Source organism: Enterobacter soli ATCC BAA-2102 (assembly GCF_001654845.1).
Taxonomy (GTDB): domain Bacteria; phylum Pseudomonadota; class Gammaproteobacteria; order Enterobacterales; family Enterobacteriaceae; genus Enterobacter; species Enterobacter soli.
In genome coordinates, this window is record NZ_LXES01000040.1 from 200,619 (window position 1) to 218,410 (window position 17,792).

General features: G+C 53.5%; 18 protein-coding genes. 12 read left to right on the forward strand and 6 right to left on the reverse strand.

The genetic code is table 11. The features are described from left to right. The first annotated feature begins 195 nt into the window (after positions 1 to 195). From ydiJ to M987_RS14880, 3 genes are all read left to right on the forward strand, one after another. A complete protein-coding gene (ydiJ, locus tag M987_RS24505; RefSeq protein WP_014069922.1) occupies positions 196 to 3,252 on the forward strand; it encodes a D-2-hydroxyglutarate dehydrogenase YdiJ in 3,057 nt (1,018 codons plus the stop codon). After that, positions 3,249 to 3,659, forward strand: coding sequence for a 1,4-dihydroxy-2-naphthoyl-CoA hydrolase (menI, locus tag M987_RS14875; protein WP_014069923.1), 411 nt, complete (start codon positions 3,249 to 3,251; stop codon positions 3,657 to 3,659). The genes ydiJ and menI overlap by 4 nt, the downstream gene beginning before the upstream one ends. A 94-nt stretch (positions 3,660 to 3,753) precedes the next feature. Then, entirely contained in the window at positions 3,754 to 3,948 is a 195-nt protein-coding gene (locus M987_RS14880) for a YdiH family protein (RefSeq protein ID WP_014069924.1), read from the forward strand. A 46-nt stretch (positions 3,949 to 3,994) separates the two neighbouring features. On the opposite strand, the gene M987_RS14885 is transcribed toward M987_RS14880, so the two are convergent. The 5 genes from M987_RS14885 to ycgZ all read right to left on the reverse strand — a co-directional run bounded on the left by M987_RS14885 (position 3,995) and on the right by ycgZ (position 7,958). Continuing rightward, positions 3,995 to 4,624 carry a helix-turn-helix domain-containing protein gene (locus M987_RS14885; protein WP_014069925.1) on the reverse strand — a complete coding sequence of 210 codons (630 nt, stop codon included), beginning with the start codon at positions 4,622 to 4,624 and terminating at the stop codon, positions 3,995 to 3,997. Between the two features lie 125 nt (positions 4,625 to 4,749). Then, complete coding sequence (gene fdhF / locus M987_RS14890) at positions 4,750 to 6,900, reverse strand: formate dehydrogenase subunit alpha (protein WP_014069926.1); 2,151 nt, start codon at positions 6,898 to 6,900, stop codon at positions 4,750 to 4,752. A gap of 185 nt (positions 6,901 to 7,085) precedes the next feature. Continuing rightward, positions 7,086 to 7,364 (reverse strand): biofilm/acid-resistance regulator YmgB/AriR, encoded by a 279-nt coding sequence (locus M987_RS14895; protein WP_014069927.1) that lies wholly within the window; start codon positions 7,362 to 7,364, stop codon positions 7,086 to 7,088. A gap of 29 nt (positions 7,365 to 7,393) precedes the next feature. Further along, entirely contained in the window at positions 7,394 to 7,714 is a 321-nt protein-coding gene (locus tag M987_RS14900) for a hypothetical protein (protein WP_014069928.1), read from the reverse strand. Between the two features lie 4 nt (positions 7,715 to 7,718). Continuing rightward, complete coding sequence (gene ycgZ, locus M987_RS14905) at positions 7,719 to 7,958, reverse strand: regulatory protein YcgZ (protein WP_014069929.1); 240 nt, start codon at positions 7,956 to 7,958, stop codon at positions 7,719 to 7,721. Positions 7,959 to 8,296: 338 nt separating this feature from the next. Between ycgZ and M987_RS14910 the strand changes: the two genes are divergently transcribed. The 9 genes from M987_RS14910 to ldtE all read left to right on the forward strand — a co-directional run bounded on the left by M987_RS14910 (position 8,297) and on the right by ldtE (position 17,373). Continuing rightward, on the forward strand, positions 8,297 to 9,517 hold the full coding sequence (locus M987_RS14910; protein ID WP_014069930.1) for a diguanylate phosphodiesterase: 1,221 nt from the start codon (positions 8,297 to 8,299) through the stop codon (positions 9,515 to 9,517). A 188-nt stretch (positions 9,518 to 9,705) separates the two neighbouring features. Next, positions 9,706 to 10,434 (forward strand): MerR family transcriptional regulator, encoded by a 729-nt coding sequence (locus M987_RS14915; RefSeq protein WP_014069931.1) that lies wholly within the window; start codon positions 9,706 to 9,708, stop codon positions 10,432 to 10,434. A gap of 310 nt (positions 10,435 to 10,744) precedes the next feature. Then, entirely contained in the window at positions 10,745 to 11,113 is a 369-nt protein-coding gene (gene sufA / locus M987_RS14920; RefSeq protein ID WP_014069932.1) for a Fe-S cluster assembly scaffold SufA, read from the forward strand. Positions 11,114 to 11,121: 8 nt separating this feature from the next. Next, entirely contained in the window at positions 11,122 to 12,612 is a 1,491-nt protein-coding gene (gene sufB, locus M987_RS14925; protein WP_014069933.1) for a Fe-S cluster assembly protein SufB, read from the forward strand. Positions 12,613 to 12,621: 9 nt separating this feature from the next. Beyond that, the gene (sufC, locus tag M987_RS14930) at positions 12,622 to 13,368 is read left to right on the forward strand and encodes a Fe-S cluster assembly ATPase SufC (RefSeq protein ID WP_014069934.1); all 747 of its coding nucleotides are present in this window, start codon (positions 12,622 to 12,624) and stop codon (positions 13,366 to 13,368) included. Further along, on the forward strand, positions 13,343 to 14,614 hold the full coding sequence (gene sufD, locus M987_RS14935; protein ID WP_014069935.1) for a Fe-S cluster assembly protein SufD: 1,272 nt from the start codon (positions 13,343 to 13,345) through the stop codon (positions 14,612 to 14,614). The genes sufC and sufD overlap by 26 nt, the downstream gene beginning before the upstream one ends. Continuing rightward, entirely contained in the window at positions 14,611 to 15,831 is a 1,221-nt protein-coding gene (gene sufS / locus M987_RS14940) for a cysteine desulfurase SufS (RefSeq protein ID WP_014069936.1), read from the forward strand. Before sufD ends, sufS begins: the two co-directional genes overlap by 4 nt. A gap of 14 nt (positions 15,832 to 15,845) precedes the next feature. Continuing rightward, entirely contained in the window at positions 15,846 to 16,262 is a 417-nt protein-coding gene (sufE, locus tag M987_RS14945; protein WP_014069937.1) for a cysteine desulfuration protein SufE, read from the forward strand. A 97-nt stretch (positions 16,263 to 16,359) separates the two neighbouring features. Then, positions 16,360 to 17,373 (forward strand): L,D-transpeptidase LdtE, encoded by a 1,014-nt coding sequence (ldtE, locus tag M987_RS14950; protein WP_014069938.1) that lies wholly within the window; start codon positions 16,360 to 16,362, stop codon positions 17,371 to 17,373. 55 nt (positions 17,374 to 17,428) lie between these two features. Here the strand turns inward: ldtE and lpp are convergent, their stop codons facing one another. Continuing rightward, a complete protein-coding gene (gene lpp / locus M987_RS14955; protein ID WP_001082307.1) occupies positions 17,429 to 17,665 on the reverse strand; it encodes a murein lipoprotein Lpp in 237 nt (78 codons plus the stop codon). Between the last annotated feature and the right edge of the window lie 127 nt (positions 17,666 to 17,792).

The window sequence follows — 17,792 nt, forward strand, 5'->3', positions numbered from 1 at the left end:
TAAAACTTTCCTTAGATGAACACCAGCCAGGCTGGCGAGAACATGAAACCGCGTCACTCTAATCATTAGTGATTTCAGCGATTTTTAACAGGCAGATTCTGCATGTAATTCAGCTGAGCGTATAAGAAAAAAATGTGATAAAACTTTCACGACACAACGCAAACGATTTCACACCTCTAATTAGGGTCGACCGTAATGATCCCACAGATTTCTCAGGCACCTGGCGTCGTTCAGCTGGTGCTTAATTTTTTGCAGGCACTGGAGCAACAGGGTTTTACAGGTGATACCGCCACAAATTATGCCGACAGGCTAACGATGGCGACCGATAACAGTATCTACCAGCTTCTTCCCGATGCCGTCGTCTTTCCCCGCTCGACGGCTGATGTGGCATTAATTTCCCGTCTGGCGGCGCAGGAACGTTTTACGTCCCTGGTGTTCACCCCGCGTGGCGGCGGCACCGGCACAAACGGCCAGGCGCTTAATCAGGGCATCATCATTGATATGTCCCGCTATATGAACCGCATTATTGAAATCAACCCTGAAGAGGGCTGGGTGCGTGTTGAAGCGGGCGTTATCAAAGATCAGCTCAACCAGTATTTAAAGCCCTACGGCTACTTTTTCGCGCCAGAGCTTTCTACCAGTAACCGCGCGACCATTGGCGGGATGATCAACACCGATGCGTCCGGACAGGGGTCGCTGGTGTATGGCAAAACCTCCGATCATGTGCTGGGCGTCCGCGCGGTACTGCTGGGTGGCGACATCCTTGATACTCAGCCAATGCCCGTTGCGCTGGCTGAAACGCTGGGCAAAGATAACACCGCCAGCGGGCGAATCTATCGCACCGTACTGGAACGTTGTCGCGACAACCGCCAGTTGATCCTCGATAAATTCCCCAAACTGAATCGCTTCCTGACGGGTTACGATCTGCGTCATGTGTTTAACGATGAACTGACCCAGTTCGATCTGACCCGTATTCTGACCGGTTCGGAAGGCACCCTGGCGTTTATTACCGAGGCGCGTCTGGATATCACCCGGCTGCCGAAGGTACGCCGCCTGGTCAATGTGAAATACAACTCTTTCGATTCTGCGCTGCGCAATGCGCCATTTATGGTTGACGCGCGGGCGCTGTCGGTTGAAACCGTCGACTCCAAAGTGCTTAACCTGGCGCGGGAAGATATTGTCTGGCACTCCGTGAGCGAACTGATCACCGATGTACCGGATAAAGAGATGCTTGGCCTGAACATCGTTGAATTTGCAGGCGATGACGCTGAGCTGATTGAAAGCCAGGTGTCGATGCTCTGCCAGCGTCTGGACGAGCTTATCGCCAGAGGTGAGGGCGGGGTTATTGGCTGGCAGCTGTGTAACGACCTTTCCGGTATTGAGCGTATCTATGCGATGCGTAAAAAAGCGGTGGGGCTGTTGGGCAATGCCAAAGGTGCAGCGAAACCCATTCCGTTTGCAGAAGACACCTGCGTACCGCCGGAGCATCTGGCTGACTATATTGTTGAATTCCGTGCGTTGCTGGATAGCCACGGGCTGAGCTATGGCATGTTTGGCCACGTGGACGCCGGGGTACTGCACGTGCGCCCGGCTCTGGATATGTGCGACCCGCAGCAGGAGATCCTGATGAAACAGATCTCCGATGACGTCGTCGCGTTAACGGCAAAATATGGCGGTCTGCTGTGGGGCGAGCACGGAAAAGGCTTCCGCGCGGAATACAGCCCGGCGTTTTTCGGTGAGCAACTGTTCGGGGAACTGCGTAAAGTCAAAGCGGCGTTTGACCCGGATAACCGTCTCAACCCGGGCAAGATTTGCCCGCCAGAAGGCGTGGATGCGCCAATGCTGCGCGTGGATGCGGTGAAACGCGGCACTTATGACCGGCAAATTCCTATCGCCGTACGCTCATCCTGGCGCGGTGCCATGGAGTGTAACGGGAACGGTCTGTGCTTTAACTTCGACGCGAAAAGCCCGATGTGCCCGTCGATGAAAATCACCAGTAACCGTATTCATTCGCCAAAAGGGCGTGCAACCCTGGTGCGCGAATGGCTGCGTCTGCTGGCCGATCGCGGTGTTGATCCGCTGAAGCTGGAAAGCGAGTTGCCGGAAAAAGCGGCCAGCCTGCGCACGCTGATCGAACGCACGCGGAACAGCTGGCACGCCCGGAAAGGCGAATATGATTTCTCCCATGAAGTCAAAGAAGCCATGTCCGGTTGTCTGGCCTGTAAGGCCTGTTCGACGCAATGTCCTATTAAAATTGACGTTCCGGAATTCCGTTCGCGTTTCCTGCAGCTTTACCACACGCGCTATCTGCGCCCGGTTCGCGATCATCTGGTCGCCACGGTGGAAAGCTATGCGCCGCTGATGGCGCGAGCGCCTAAGACGTTCAACTTCTTTATTAATCAACCGCTGGTACGCAAGCTCTCAGAGAAACATATCGGCATGGTGGACCTGCCGTTGCTGTCGACGCCATCATTACAGCGTCAGCTGGTGGGGCATCGTTCTGCGAACATGACTCTGGAGCAGCTTGAAGCGTTAAGCGCAGAGCAAAAAGCCAACGTGGTGCTGGTGGTGCAGGATCCGTTCACCAGCTATTACGATGCGCAGGTCGTGGCCGACTTTCTCCGTCTGGCTGAAAAAATCGGTTATCAGCCGGTAGTGCTGCCGTTCTCGCCAAACGGCAAGGCGCAGCACATCAAAGGCTTCCTGAATCGCTTTGCGAAAACTGCGCAAAAAACGTCGGACTTCCTCAACCGTGTTGCTACGCTGGGGATCCCAATGGTCGGCGTCGACCCGGCGCTGGTGCTCTGCTACCGCGATGAGTACAAGCAGACGCTTGGCGATAAACGTGGGGATTTCCACGTCATGCTGGTACACGAATGGCTGCCTGCGGCGCTGCAAAAAACAGCGGCCAAAGAGGTCAGCGGTGAATCCTGGTATCTGTTTGGGCACTGTACCGAGGTAACGGCATTGCCGGGGGCACCTGGACAGTGGGCCTCTATTTTCGCCCGCTTCGGCGCGAAGCTTGAGAGCGTCAGCGTGGGGTGTTGCGGCATGGCGGGAACCTACGGGCATGAAGTCAAAAATCATGAGAACTCACTTGGGATCTACGAGTTGTCATGGCATCAGGCCATGCAGCGTTTACCGCGCAACCGCTGTCTGGCGACAGGTTACTCCTGCCGCAGCCAGGTGAAACGCGTTGAAGGTAACGGTGTACGCCATCCATTACAGGCTTTACTGGAGATTATGGGATGATCTGGAAACGAGCAGTGACGCTTCAGGCGCTCAATGCCATGGGAGAAGGGAATATGGTGGGTTTGCTGGATATTCAGTTTACCCATATTGGTGAGGATTCGCTGGAAGCGAGCATGCCTGTCGATAGCCGCACGCATCAGCCTTTTGGCCTGCTGCACGGCGGTGCATCGGTGGTACTGGCTGAAACGCTTGGCTCAGTCGCAGGCTATTTGTGTACCGAAGGGGAACACAAAGTGGTGGGACTGGAAGTGAACGCCAACCATATTCGCTCTGTTCGCAGTGGACGTGTGCGCGGTGTCTGCCGCGCATTGCACGCAGGCAGCCGTCATCAGGTGTGGCAGATTGATATCCTGGATGAACAGGACCGTCTGTGCTGTTCATCGCGTCTGACAACGGCGGTAGTGTAAAGCGTGTAAACATCCGTGATGTTTTGCCTTTGGTCAAAATATGTTCAGTGAAACGTGTTATACTGCTCAGGTTTTGTACATAAGCGAGGACATCATGGATACCGAATTGAACCCAACCCAACTGGCAGTTGAATATTTACGTCGCGATAAGAGCAACCTGTCTCCGGCACAGTACCTGAAAAAGCTGAAACAGCTTGAGCTGGAATTTGCTGACTTACTCGCGCTCTCTTCCAGCGAGCTGAAAGAAGAGATCTATTTTGCCTGGCGGTTGGGCGTTCATGTCCATTGATTGCTGATAAAAAGGCCGCGTTTGCGGCCTTTTTTGTGTTTGAAATTCAGTATCGGGCGGGGAGTTTGTTGATTTTAATGAGCCTGCCATCTTCCATTTCGATAAATCCGCCGGTTTTTAAATCCGCCAGAATGCGCATCACACCGCTGCGGGAGAGCTGGGTTTTCTCCCTGATATACCGCTCCACTGTGATGCTCCTGCGAAAATTCTCGTCTTCATTCATCAACAGCATAAGCTGCTGGCGAATCATCTCATACGCCGTTGGTACACCGCGGGGCATGATATTGTTATAGAGCCGGTTATACATAAACATCAGGTGTTTTGAGATAAGCCCCCACAGCGCTTCGTCTTTGATAATCTCGTTAAGTTGTTTAGTCGTCAGTGTGGCGATAAGGCAGGGGGTGATGGTTTTAAGATAGTCATCAAAGAAGATATCTGTGAGATTGGCGACACCTAAAACGGCCGGGCCTTTCGCCGTAGAAAGCAGCATATTGTCGCTTCTGCGATATATAGCGATAGTCCCTTCAATAACCAGATAACACATGCCCTGATGGTTTACCTGAAGATCCAGTTGCTCACCACGGTCCGTTTTTCGCGTTACGGAGTAGGGCTGTAAATGGGCAATAAGCTCTTGCGCGTAGGGTGAACCTCGATGAGATGAGCCTGAAGCAGACATGGCGGATAACCTTTAAGAAAAGCCCATCTGATTATATTGCCAGTGCGGGAACCTGTGCCACAATTACGCCAGCATCAGGCTGGACATGGCGTGAATAAGAGGCTCGCCAGGCGAGCCTCTGGAGGTCATACATTTACTGCACTGATTAATCGCGATTTCATGGACTGATACGCTGATGCGGCAAAATCTTCCGCCCAGCGTTGGTCTTCAATTGCCTCAATCTGTACTGCGCAGTATTTTGTTTCCGGCGTTTTGGATACCGGGTCGAGATTATCCTGCGTCAGTTCGTTACAGGCGCCAATCCACCACTGATAGGTCATGTAGACCGCACCGGCATTGATGCGCTCGCTGATGCTGGCGCGGGTGATCACTTTCCCCCTGCGCGAGCGCACCCAGACCAGTTGTCCGTCGCGTATGTTCAGCGCGTTGGCATCTGCCGGATTTAACTGCACGCGGCCAGGTTCGTCGGCAAGGCTCTGCAGTGCCGCACAGTTGCCGGTCATTGAACGGCAGGAGTAGTGTCCAACCTCCCTGACCGTGCAGAGCACAAGGGGATACTCCGCATCAGGAATTTCAGCTGGGCGGCGCCATGCCGTAGCGAAAAGTTGTCCCTTGCCGGTTGGCGTGTCGAACTGATTGTCTTTATACAGGTGAGGGGTCCCCGGGTGTTCCAGTGTTGGGCACGGCCACTGGACATGACCCATCTCGCCCATTTTTTCATAGGTCACGCCAAAGAACAGTGGGCACAGCTCGCGCATCTCATCCCAGATCTGTTGGTTAGACGTATAGTGCATCGGGTAGCCCATTTCGGTGGCAAGCAGGCTGATGATTTCCCAGTCGCGTTTCACGTTGCCGCTGGGTTCAATGGCTTTTCCGAATCGCTGGAAGCCCCTGTCAGCGCAGGTAAATACGCCGCCATGTTCACCCCAGGAGGTCGCAGGCAGCAACACATCTGCCACTTCGGCGGTTTTGGTCATGAAAATGTCCTGCACCACCACAAAATCAAGGGCCTCGAAACCCCGGCGTACCAGGCCAAGATCGGCCTCTGTCTGGAGCGGATCTTCCCCCATGATGTAATAGGCCTTGATCTTACCTTCCAGCGCCAGGTGCGGGACTTCCGTGATGCGTGTCCCGACGTGGGCATCCATCTCGTTGATATCGATGTGCCAGGCATCGGCAAATTTTTGCCGGACCGCTACATCGGTGACATCCTGATAACCGGGGAACATGTTAGGCAGCACGCCCATATCACAGGCGCCCTGGACATTATTCTGTCCACGTACCGGGCCGACGCCGACAGCCGGGCGTCCCAGGTTGCCGGTCAGTAGGGCGAGGCTGGAAAGCCCTTTAACCACATCAACAGCCTGCCCGAACTGGGTAACGCCCATCCCCCACATGACGGTGGCCGACGGTGCTGCCGCGAAAGTGCGCATCGCCTGGCGAACGTCGCTGGCGGCAATGCCGGTAAGGTGTTCGACACTCTCTGGGGCGTAATCTTTTACCGCCTCGCGATAGGCATCCAGCCCTTCGGTAAAGCGCGCAACATAGTTTTTGTCGTATAACTCCTCTTCCAGCAGCACATAGCCAAAGGCGTTTACCAGCGCCATATTGCTGCCGTTTTTAAGCTGCAAATGCTGATCGGCAATGCGCGCGGTTTCGATGCGACGCGGATCGCAGACAATAATTTTCGCGCCATTTTCACGCGCTTTGAGCACGCGTCTTGCCACGATCGGATGCGAGTCAGCGCAGTTATAGCCAAAGACCAACAGGCATTTTGAGTTTTCAATGTCGTTGATGGAGTTGCTCATGGCACCATTGCCAAGTGTCTCCTGAAGGCCTGCTACGGAGGGGCCGTGGCAGACACGCGCGCAGCAATCCACATTGTTAGTGTTGAGCACCGCCCGGGCAAATTTTTGCATTACGTAGTTGGTTTCATTGCCTGTACCCCTGGAAGAGCCAGTGGTCATAATCGAACGGGGGCCGAACTGCGCCTTAATGCTTTTCAGTTTGTGGGCGGTATAGCGAATGGCTTCTTCCCAGGTAACGGGGGTGAATGCTTCACCTTTGTGATAGCGAATCATGGGTTGTGTTAAGCGGGGAGTCAGCAGGCGGGTATCGTTGAGAAAATCCCATCCGTAAAAGCCTTTCAGACACAGCGTGCCCTGGTTAGTGACGCCATCGGCGGCTTCGGCACGGATGATTCGGTTATTTTCGACGACGAGATTCAATTTGCAGCCTGCACCACAGTAAGGGCAGACGCTTGCGATTTTTTTCATCAATAACAGACCTGTTAAGAAATGAAGCAAAGTTGACTGGAAAACCCAGTCCCGTAGGCGAAGGTAAGCAGGAACCGTGCCAGGTTTGCTTTGCTGGTTTTACAGGGTGTTATGCGCAAAGGCGCGTGTCATCGTCAGGCCGTTCGTCAGTTTTGACGATGACACGTTAGGGGAGTGAAGGGGCCTTAGAGATCGTCCATCGTGTAACCCACCACGATTTCCAGTGTCTTACGGATCACATCCGCCTGAACCACGTCGTGTGTAGCTTCCAAAGTTTGAATGAGCCAGAGGATGATCGCTTTATTGGACAGGTGTCCCTCGGAGGCCAGAACACAGCGTACTGCAGTAGAAAAAACAGCGGACTCTTCAGCAAAACGATCGCCTGCGTGACGGAAATATTCCGACAGCGCACTGTCTATAAAAGCAGAATGGTATTCGGGTTGAAGCTGAATATTTTGTCTCATTTGTTCTCACCGTAGCTGTTAAATTGCAGTCAATGTATTTTTTTGGGGTCTGACGGTTTTCCATTTCCAAATAAAGGGATGACATTGTCTCTGTTGTTGTTAAGAGGTCCCTCTCTTTTCGTTCGTCCTTGCGCGGTTCTGCGACGTCTAAGGGCGATGCTGTTTGAGCCGATTTCGGCAATCACCCTCGCAAGTGTCTCCCGCCGCTGGGGATCCTTTTCATGTTCTTTCATCACCCGCAGACGCTGTAGCAATCCTTCGGTTGTCACTGGTCCCCGCTCTTTCAGAAGAGAGAGAACGGCTTCACCGATAAGCGTGTCGATCAGTCGGTCTGCGTCACTGCTGTTCATAACTTTACCGTTCGAAGAGCAAACCAAGCAGCATGTGGTAATGTTCTTCCTCTTCCGGCCCGTCGGCTCGTTCGAGGCGGCTGAGCAGCTTGGTACAAAGCGATTTGCGATTAAGGTTTCGTCCGTCGCTGAGGATTTCAACCACTACCTGACCCAGCGTCTCCTGCTGGGTGGGAAGCGCAGCCTTTTCAAAGTACTGTGCAATCGCTGCTGCGGAATCTGTGCCGTAACCTTCCTGCTGCATGTCTCACTCCTGTAAAATCATGTCGTCAATAACGTTACATTTAAGGTATACACAATTTCAAAATCTGTACATGAAAAATGTACAAATTTTTGTGTTTTTTTTAATATTTTTCATAAAGTCTTTTGTTTTTAATTGGTTATATGTCTTTCGTGAAGCGCTAATGTTACAGGATATATTGTACAAAAAGAGCAGGCACTGGTAAGTTGTACAGCAGAGAAAACAGGTCTCATTAACTGCTGTAAATGGTTGAGATGTAAATTATTTGTTAAGCAATTAATGTGCTATAAATGAACATTACCCACGTCTTTTGTGGAAAAAACCCGAACCCCAGGAATAGCATGCTCACAACCATCATTTACCGCAGTCATATCTGCGAGGACGTTCCAGTGAAAGCGTTGGAAGCCATGGTCGCTGCTGCAAACAGTAAAAATCAGCAATCTAATGTCACGGGGATCCTGCTGTTTAACGGCACTCATTTTTTCCAACTGCTTGAAGGACCAGTGGAGCACGTTTCGTCGATCTATGAGCAGATCTGTAACGACCCACGTCACCATAATGTGGTTGAGTTGATGCGCGATCACGGGCCTGTGCGCCGCTTTGGCAACGTGGGCATGGAGCTTTTCGATTTACGCCAGTTCGACAGGGATGAGGTGCTACAGCAGGTGCTCGACAAAGGAACGACTCGCTACCAGCTGACGTATAACGACCGCCCACTCCAGTTTTTCCGCACCTTTGTCGATGCCACGGAAAAAGAGAACTACTTTGAACTTCCGCCTGCGGATTCATGGGATTTTGTTCCCGAAGAAACGCGCTTATCCGCGCAGCCCGAGGTGATCGCCAAGGGAGCGGATTGCAGCTTTGCGTTCCAGCCGATAGTCGATCCGTTTATGCAGCAGGTCGTTTCCTGGGAGGCGCTTATCCGCACCCATGACGGCGGCTCGCCGGAGGCCTATTTTGCCAAACTCCCGCGTGACGAAGTGTATACGTCCGATCTGCAAAGCAAGCAGGTGGCGCTTTCAATGGCCAGCGCGCTGGGATTACAGGACCAAACATTATCCCTTAACTTGCTGCCCATGACGCTGGTTAACATTCCCAACGCCGTGGATTTTCTGCTCACAGCGATTGAAGCAAATGGGTTTGTGCCAGAGCAAATTGTGGTGGAGTTTACTGAAAGTGAAGCCATTTCCCGCTTTGATGAATTCTCGGATTCGGTCAGGCAGCTAAAAAGTGCAGGCATCAGTGTGACGATCGATCACTTTGGCGCCGGTTTCGCGGGGCTACAACTGCTGGCTCAGTTCCAGCCGGACAGAATTAAGATAAATCGCGATCTGGTCGCTAACGTGCACAAAAGTGGCCCCCGACAGGCCATCATTCAGGCGATTATCAAATGCTGTACCACGCTTGAGATCCAGTTCTGCGCGGTGGGTGTGGAGAAGGCAGAAGAGTGGATGTGGCTGGAGTCTGCGGGAATTTCCCAGTTCCAGGGGCATCTCTTTGCCAGCCCCCGGCATGGCGGTATTCCAGTTATTGCGTGGCCGGAGAAAAAATTCGAATTCTGATAAAGCTGTACACAAAGCGGCAGACTTAACTGTACGAATGGTAAATTTTATACAACAATATATTCACAGGCGAAGGGAAGAGTAGCCCATTCACCTGAGTAAAATGTGGTCTTAGTTATACAAATGGTTTGTACAATCTGATAAGGTTGGTGTAGTTAGGTATGGAAGTTCTGAGCGTGAGGGAGTTAATGGCCTATTACAGTATCGGCGAAGTGGCCGAACGATGCGGTATCAACCCCGTTACGCTGCGTGCCTGGCAGCGTCGTTATGGATTGTTGAAGCCGCAGCGCAGCGAAGGGGGACATCGTCAGTTTGACGATGAAGATATCCTGCGTATTGAAGAGATCAAACGCCTGATGAAAAGCGGCGTTTCGGTCGGAAAAGTTAAAGTCTTGCTGGAAAATAAGGAAGTGCTGACCCAGGGCAATTGGGTTTCGTTCCAGGAAGAGATGATGACCGTTCTGCGTTACGCCAGCCCGGCAAAACTGCGCGCCAAAATAGGTGAATTCCGCCGCGATCACGCGATGGATGCGCTGATTGACAATATTATCTCCCCTGTCCGCCAGCGAATGAACCAGGATCAGAATACCGTGCGCCACATGGCGAGCCTGCTGGACGGTGTTTTGATCGAATTCGCGATTGCGAGTCTGGCGGAGTCCCGCAAGAAAACCGGTAAAGACGCTCTTCTGATTGGCTGGGAGTGCGATGACCGGACCCATCTGTGGCTGGAAGCTGCGCGTTTATCGCAAAAGGGCTGGCATATTGACGTGCTGGCAGAGCCGATTGATTCACCGCGTCCTGAGCTTTTCCCCGGGCAGAAAATCTTCGTCTGGACGGGGAAATCACCCACGTCTCGCCAGCAGGAACAACTGGATCACTGGCGTGAACAGGGGTTTGCGGTGTCATTTCATCACTGATCGTAAGAGGCCTTGAGGGCCTTTTTTGTTTTTGCCCCTTTCCTCAAAAGCTATCTTAAAAATAGGCATTTCCGATGCATATTTTACTTTTCTTCTCTTCGTCATAGATGACGTGACGAAATGCATTATTTATCAATGCATTGAACAATTAAATCCATCCTGCCTGCATCCTCCCACAGGGTCTATGCTTAATAAAAGTAGCCAAAAAGGGCGATTTAGCCGAAAGCCCCTGCTGTCAGGGGGTTGAAGTGATAATCGTTATCACTAACATGGTGTTATGCCCTGGTGGCTCAATACATGAGGTGGACCTATGGAATTGCATTCAGAAACCTTCAATCCTGCCGACTTTGCCTGGCGCGGTTTAACGCTCACGCCAGCGGCTGCGGCACATATTCACGAGCTGGTGGCGAAAAAGCCTGAGCTCCTCGGCGTGCGCTTAGGGGTCAAGCAGACCGGCTGTGCGGGCTTCGGCTACGTGCTGGATACCGTCACGGAACCCGCAAAAGACGACCTGGTCTTTGAAACCGATGGCGCGAAACTGTACGTCGCGCTACAGGCCATGCCTTTTATCGACGGAACCGAAGTCGACTACGTTCGCGAAGGTTTAAACCAGCTCTTTAAATTTCATAACCCGAAAGCCCAGAACGAATGCGGCTGCGGCGAAAGCTTTGGGGTATAGGCGGTACTATGTCTCGTAATACTGAAGCAACTGATGATGTCAACACCTGGAGCGGCGGGCACCTCAACTATAAAGAGGGGTTCTTCACGCACCTGCAAACAGATGAACTGGCAAAAGGCATCAATGAAGATGTGATCCGCGCGATTTCGGCCAAGCGTAATGAGCCGGAGTGGATGCTTGAGTTCCGTCTGAATGCTTTCCGTGCCTGGCTTGAAATGGAAGAGCCACACTGGCTGAAAGCGCACTACGACAAGCTGAACTATCAGGATTACAGCTACTACTCTGCGCCATCCTGCGGCAGCTGTGATGATACCTGCGCCTCGCAGCCGGGGGCTGTACAGCAAACCGGTGCCGAGAACAGCTTCCTGAGCAAAGAAGTCGAAGAGGCGTTTAATCAGCTGGGCGTGCCGGTGCGGGAAGGTAAAGAAGTGGCGGTTGACGCCATTTTTGACTCCGTTTCCGTTGCCACCACCTACCGTGAAAAACTCGCCGGGCAGGGCATCATCTTCTGCTCGTTTGGCGAAGCCATTCACGAACACCCGGAGCTGGTGAAAAAGTACCTGGGGACCGTTGTGCCGGGTAACGATAACTTCTTTGCCGCGCTGAACGCTGCGGTGGCGTCCGATGGCACCTTTATCTACGTGCCAAAAGGGGTGCGCTGCCCTATGGAGCTGTCGACGTATTTCCGTATAAACGCAGAAAAAACCGGCCAGTTCGAACGCACGATCCTGATTGCCGATGAGGGAAGCTACGTCAGCTACATCGAAGGCTGTTCTGCCCCAGTACGTGACAGCTATCAGCTGCACGCGGCGGTGGTGGAAGTCATCATCCACAAAGACGCCGAAGTGAAATACTCCACCGTGCAAAACTGGTTCCCGGGTGATGGCAACACCGGCGGCATCCTGAACTTCGTCACTAAACGCGCGCTGTGCGAAGGTGAAAACAGCAAAATGTCCTGGACCCAGTCGGAAACCGGATCTGCGATCACCTGGAAATATCCAAGCTGCATTCTGCGTGGGGATAACTCCATCGGTGAGTTTTATTCCGTGGCGCTCACCAGCGGACGCCAGCAGGCGGATACCGGCACCAAGATGATCCACATTGGTAAAAACACCAAATCGACCATCATCTCGAAAGGGATCTCCGCCGGGCACAGCCAGAACAGCTATCGCGGGCTGGTGAAAATCATGCCTACGGCCACCAACGCCCGTAACTTTACCCAGTGTGACTCAATGCTGATTGGCCCTGATAGCGGCGCGCATACCTTCCCGTACGTGGAATGCCGTAACAACAGCGCCCAGCTGGAGCATGAAGCGACCACATCGCGTATTGGTGAAGACCAGCTCTTCTACTGCCTGCAACGCGGGATCAGTGAAGAAGATGCGATTTCAATGATTGTTAACGGCTTCTGTAAGGATGTGTTCTCTGAACTGCCGCTGGAATTTGCCGTTGAAGCCCAAAAACTCCTCGCCATTAGTCTTGAACACAGCGTCGGTTAAGGAAAGCACATGTTAAGTATTAAAGATTTACAGGTAAGCGTGGAAGACAAAGAGATCCTGCGTGGCCTCAATTTTGACGTCAAACCAGGAGAAGTACACGCCATCATGGGGCCAAACGGCTCCGGGAAAAGTACGCTTTCAGCGACGCTGGCAGGACGCGAAGATTACGAAGTGACCAACGGCACCGTCGAGTTTAACGGCAAAGATCTGCTAGAGATGTCACCGGAAGACCGCGCGGGAGAGGGCATCTTTATGGCCTTCCAGTATCCGGTAGAAATCCCCGGCGTCAGCAACCAGTTCTTCCTGCAAACGGCGCTCAATGCGGTGCGTAAATACCGTGGGCTGGAGGCGCTCGACCGTTTTGACTTCCAGGATCTGATGGAAGAGAAAATCAAACTGCTAAAAATGCCGGAAGACCTCCTGACCCGCTCCGTGAATGTCGGTTTCTCCGGTGGTGAGAAAAAGCGTAACGACATTCTGCAAATGGCTGTACTGGAGCCGGAGCTGTGCATTCTCGATGAGACTGACTCCGGTCTGGATATCGATGCCCTTAAGATTGTGGCGGACGGCGTAAACTCCCTGCGCGACGGCAACCGCTCGTTCATTATCGTCACTCACTACCAGCGCATTCTGGATTACATTAAACCGGATTACGTCCATGTGCTCTGGCAAGGGCGCATTGTGAAATCCGGCGACTTTACGCTGGTCAAACAACTGGAGGAGCAGGGCTATGGCTGGCTTACCGAACAGCAGTAACGCACTCCAGCAGTGGCATCGCCTGTTTGAAGCGCAGGGCGACTTGCGCTCTGAACATGCCCAACAGCACCTGCAACAGATGCTGCGTCTGGGATTGCCGACGCGTAAGCATGAAAACTGGAAATACACTCCGCTCGACGGATTGCTGAACGGCCAGTTTGTGACCCGGCTGGCGGATGTCAGCAAGGCCCAGTGCGATCTGCTGGCGTTGAGCGTGAAGGCGGTGCGTCTGGTGTTTGTCGACGGGCGTTTCCACCCGGAACTGAGTGACAATACTCAGGACAGCGGCTTTGAGGTCACCGTGAATGATGACCGCCAGCCGCTCACGGCACCGGTACAGCCTGAAGTGTTCCTGCATCTCACCGAAAGTCTGGCGCAGAGCGTCACACAGATCCGCGTGAAGCGTAACCAGCGTCCGGCGCAGCCGTTGCTGCTGATGCATATCACTCAGGGGCTGGCAGGCGAAGAGATCAACACCGCGCATTACCGCCACCATCTTGAGCTGGCCGAAGGGGCGGAAGCGACGATCATTGAACACTACGTCAGCCTGAATGATGCACCGCACTTTACCGGCGCGCGCCTGACCATGAACGTGGCAGCCAATGCGCAACTTCACCATATCAAGCTGGCGTTTGAAAACCCGGTCAGCCACCACTTTGCCCATAACGATATTCTGCTGGGAGCCGATGCCGCGGCATATAGCCACAGCTTCCTGTTGGGGGGGGCGGTGCTGCGTCACAACACCAGCACGCAACTGAATGGCGAAAACATCACGCTTCGCATTAACAGCCTGGCAATGCCGGTTAAATCGGAAGTGTGCGATACCCGAACCTGGCTTGAGCACAACAAAGGCTACTGCAACAGCCGCCAGTTGCATAAAACCATCGTCAGCGATAAAGGTCGCGCGGTGTTTAACGGCCTGATTAACGTGGCGCAACACGCCATTAAAACTGACGGGCAGATGACCAACAATAACCTGCTGCTGGGGCGCCTGGCGGAAGTGGATACCAAGCCGCAGCTTGAAATCTACGCCGACGACGTGAAGTGCAGCCACGGCGCCACGGTTGGCCGCATCGACGATGAACAGATGTTCTATCTGCGCTCACGTGGGATCGACAAACAGGCGGCCCAGAAGATGATTATTTACGCGTTTGCGGCAGAACTGACGGAAGCGCTGCGTGATAACGCGTTAAAACAGCAGGTGCTGGAACGTATTGGTCAGCGTCTGCCTGGAGGCGAAGCATGAGTTTTCCCGTAGAGAAAGTACGGGCAGATTTTCCGGTTCTGACCCGTGAAGTGAACGGTCTGCCGCTGGCTTATCTCGACAGTGCTGCCAGCGCTCAGAAACCGAATCAGGTGATTGACGCTGAAGCGGAGTTCTACCGCCACGGCTATGCCGCCGTGCATCGCGGTATTCATACCCTCAGCGCTGAGGCGACGCAGAGCATGGAAAACGTGCGCACTCAGGTGGCCGCTTTCCTCAATGCGCGCTCGCCGGAAGAGCTGGTATTTGTCCGCGGCACCACTGAAGGGATAAACCTGGTAGCGAATAGCTGGGGCAGCGCGCAGGTTCACGCCGGGGATAACATCATCATCACCCAGATGGAGCATCACGCGAATATCGTTCCCTGGCAGATGCTTTGCGAACGCACCGGCGCACAGCTGCGCGTGATCCCACTGAACGAGGACGGTACCTTACAGCTGGCGCAGCTCGACGTATTGCTCGACGAACGCACCCGGCTGGTGGCGGTCACGCAGGTCTCTAACGTCCTGGGTACCGAAAACCCGGTGGCGGAGATCATCGAAAAAGCGCATCAGGTCGGCGCGAAAGTGCTGGTTGATGGCGCGCAGGCCGTGATGCACCACGCTATTGACGTGCAGGCACTGGATTGCGATTTCTACGTGTTTTCCGGGCATAAGCTCTACGGGCCAACCGGCATCGGCGTGCTGTATGTCAAAGACGCGATTTTGCAGGCCATGCCACCCTGGGAAGGGGGCGGGTCAATGATTGCCACCGTCAGCCTGACGGAAGGCACCACCTACGCACGAGCGCCGTGGCGCTTTGAAGCGGGTACACCGAATACGGGCGGGATCATCGGCCTGGGGGCGGCAATTGCATATATCTCTTCGATTGGTCTTGATGCCATTCAGGAGTACGAGCAGGTGCTGATGCACTACGCGTTGCAGGAGCTGGCCAGTGTGCCGGATCTGGTCTTATACGGCCCGGCCAACAGAAAAGGGGTGATTGCCTTTAATCTGGGTAAACACCATGCCTATGACGTGGGCAGCTTCCTGGATAATTACGGCGTGGCCGTGCGTACCGGGCATCATTGCGCCATGCCGCTGATGGCATTTTACCAGGTGCCGGCGATGTGTCGGGCATCGCTGATGATGTATAACACAATGGAAGAGGTCGACAGACTGGTGGCGGGACTTAAACGCATCCACCAGCTGCTTGGATAACGGAGAGGCAAGAGATGGCCGATTTGCCGGACAGAGATAAACTGCTGCGTAACTTTGGGCGTTGCGCAAACTGGGAAGAGAAATATCTCTATATTATCGAGCTGGGGCAGCGCTTGCCGCCGCTCGGTGAAGAAGAGCATAACCCGCAGAACACGATTCAGGGCTGCCAGAGCCAGGTGTGGATTGTCATGCGCCAGAACGACGATGGCGTCATTGAATTACAGGGCGACAGCGATGCGGCCATTGTGAAGGGGCTTATCGCGGTGGTGTTTATTCTTTATCACCAGATGTCCGCGCAGGATATTGTCGCCTTTGACGTGCGCCCTTGGTTTGAAAAAATGGCGCTGGCCCAACACCTCACCCCATCCCGCTCTCAGGGACTCGAAGCGATGATTCGCGCAATTCGCTCCAAAGCGTCAATCATTAGCTAGACTTAATAGACAGCATTCATTCTGTTTCGCGAGGTGGTTCCCGCCTCGCTGGTTTTTCAGCTTTCTGGCTTTCTGCCAGTGAATAAGGAATCTCAGCATGAAGCGCGCGTCTATTATTACTCTATTACTCCTCGGTTCGCTCGGTGCGCTTAATTCGGCCTGGGCGGTTGATTATCCGTTGCCGCCTGTCGGCAGCCGACTTATTGGTCAAAATCAAACCTACACCATTCAGGAAGGTGACAATAAACTTCAGGCCATTGCCCGACGATTTAATACTGCTGCACAGTTGATCCTTGAAACGAATAATACGATAGCCCCGGTTAACCCCGCGCCGGGAACCGTAATTACAATCCCATCCCAGATGCTCCTGCCGGATACGCCACGTGAAGGCATTGTCGTGAATCTGGCTGAGCTGCGGCTGTACTACTTCCCGCCTGGCGAAAACATCGTTCAGGTTTTCCCGCTGGGTATTGGGCAACTGGGTCTGGAAACCCCGGTCACGACCACGCGTGTGAGTCAGAAAATCCCTAATCCAACCTGGACGCCGACACCGGGCATCAGAGCGCGCTCACTGGCGCAGGGCATTAAACTGCCCCCGGTAGTCCCCGCCGGGCCTAATAACCCTTTAGGCCGCTTCGCACTGCGTTTAGGTGTGGGTAATGGGGAATATCTCATTCACGGAACAAGTGCGCCTGACAGTGTAGGGTTGCGGGTGAGCTCCGGGTGTATGCGCATGAACGCGCCGGACATTAAGGCGCTGTTTGAGCAGGCGCGCGTCGGCACGCGGGTGCAAATCATCAACGAGCCGGTGAAATACGCCGTTGAGCCCGATGGCAGACGCTACGTTGAGGTCCACCGTCCTCTGGCACAGCAAGAAGGGGAAAATCCGCAAACAACGCCAATTAACCACTCAACCGACTTTGCTACTTTTGTGACTCAGCCCGGGAGTGATAAAGCGCTCGTCAGCAAGGCGTTAGCGCGCCGTGCGGGGATCCCGGTCGTGGTGTCAGCAGGCAATGGCCCGTCAGCGAATAATACGGTGTTATCGGTGCAGAACAGTCGGGCGTCTGCGGCGGTGTCAGAAGGCGAGGGTGAGAAGGTTACACAGTAGAAGTGAAGGCAAAAAAAATGGCGCACAATGTGCGCCATTTTATTAACAGGTACTATTACTTACGGTATTTAGTAGCCTGGTTGTCCAGACGCTGGTTAGCGCGAGCTGCGTCGTCTTTAGCAGCCTGAACGTCGGAACGCATTGCGTTCACGTCGTTGCTCAGCTGGTCAACTTTAGCGTTCAGAGTCTGAACGTCAGAAGACAGCTGATCGATTTTAGCGTTGCTGGAGCAACCAGCCAGCAGAGTAGAACCCAGGATTACCGCGCCCAGTACCAGTTTAGTACGATTCATTATTAATACCCTCTAGATTGAGTTAATCTCCATGTAGCGTTACAAGTATTACACAAAGTTTTTTAGGTTGAGAATATTTTTTTGATGGGAATACGCCTATTTTTGATCGTTCGCTCAAAGAAGCAAC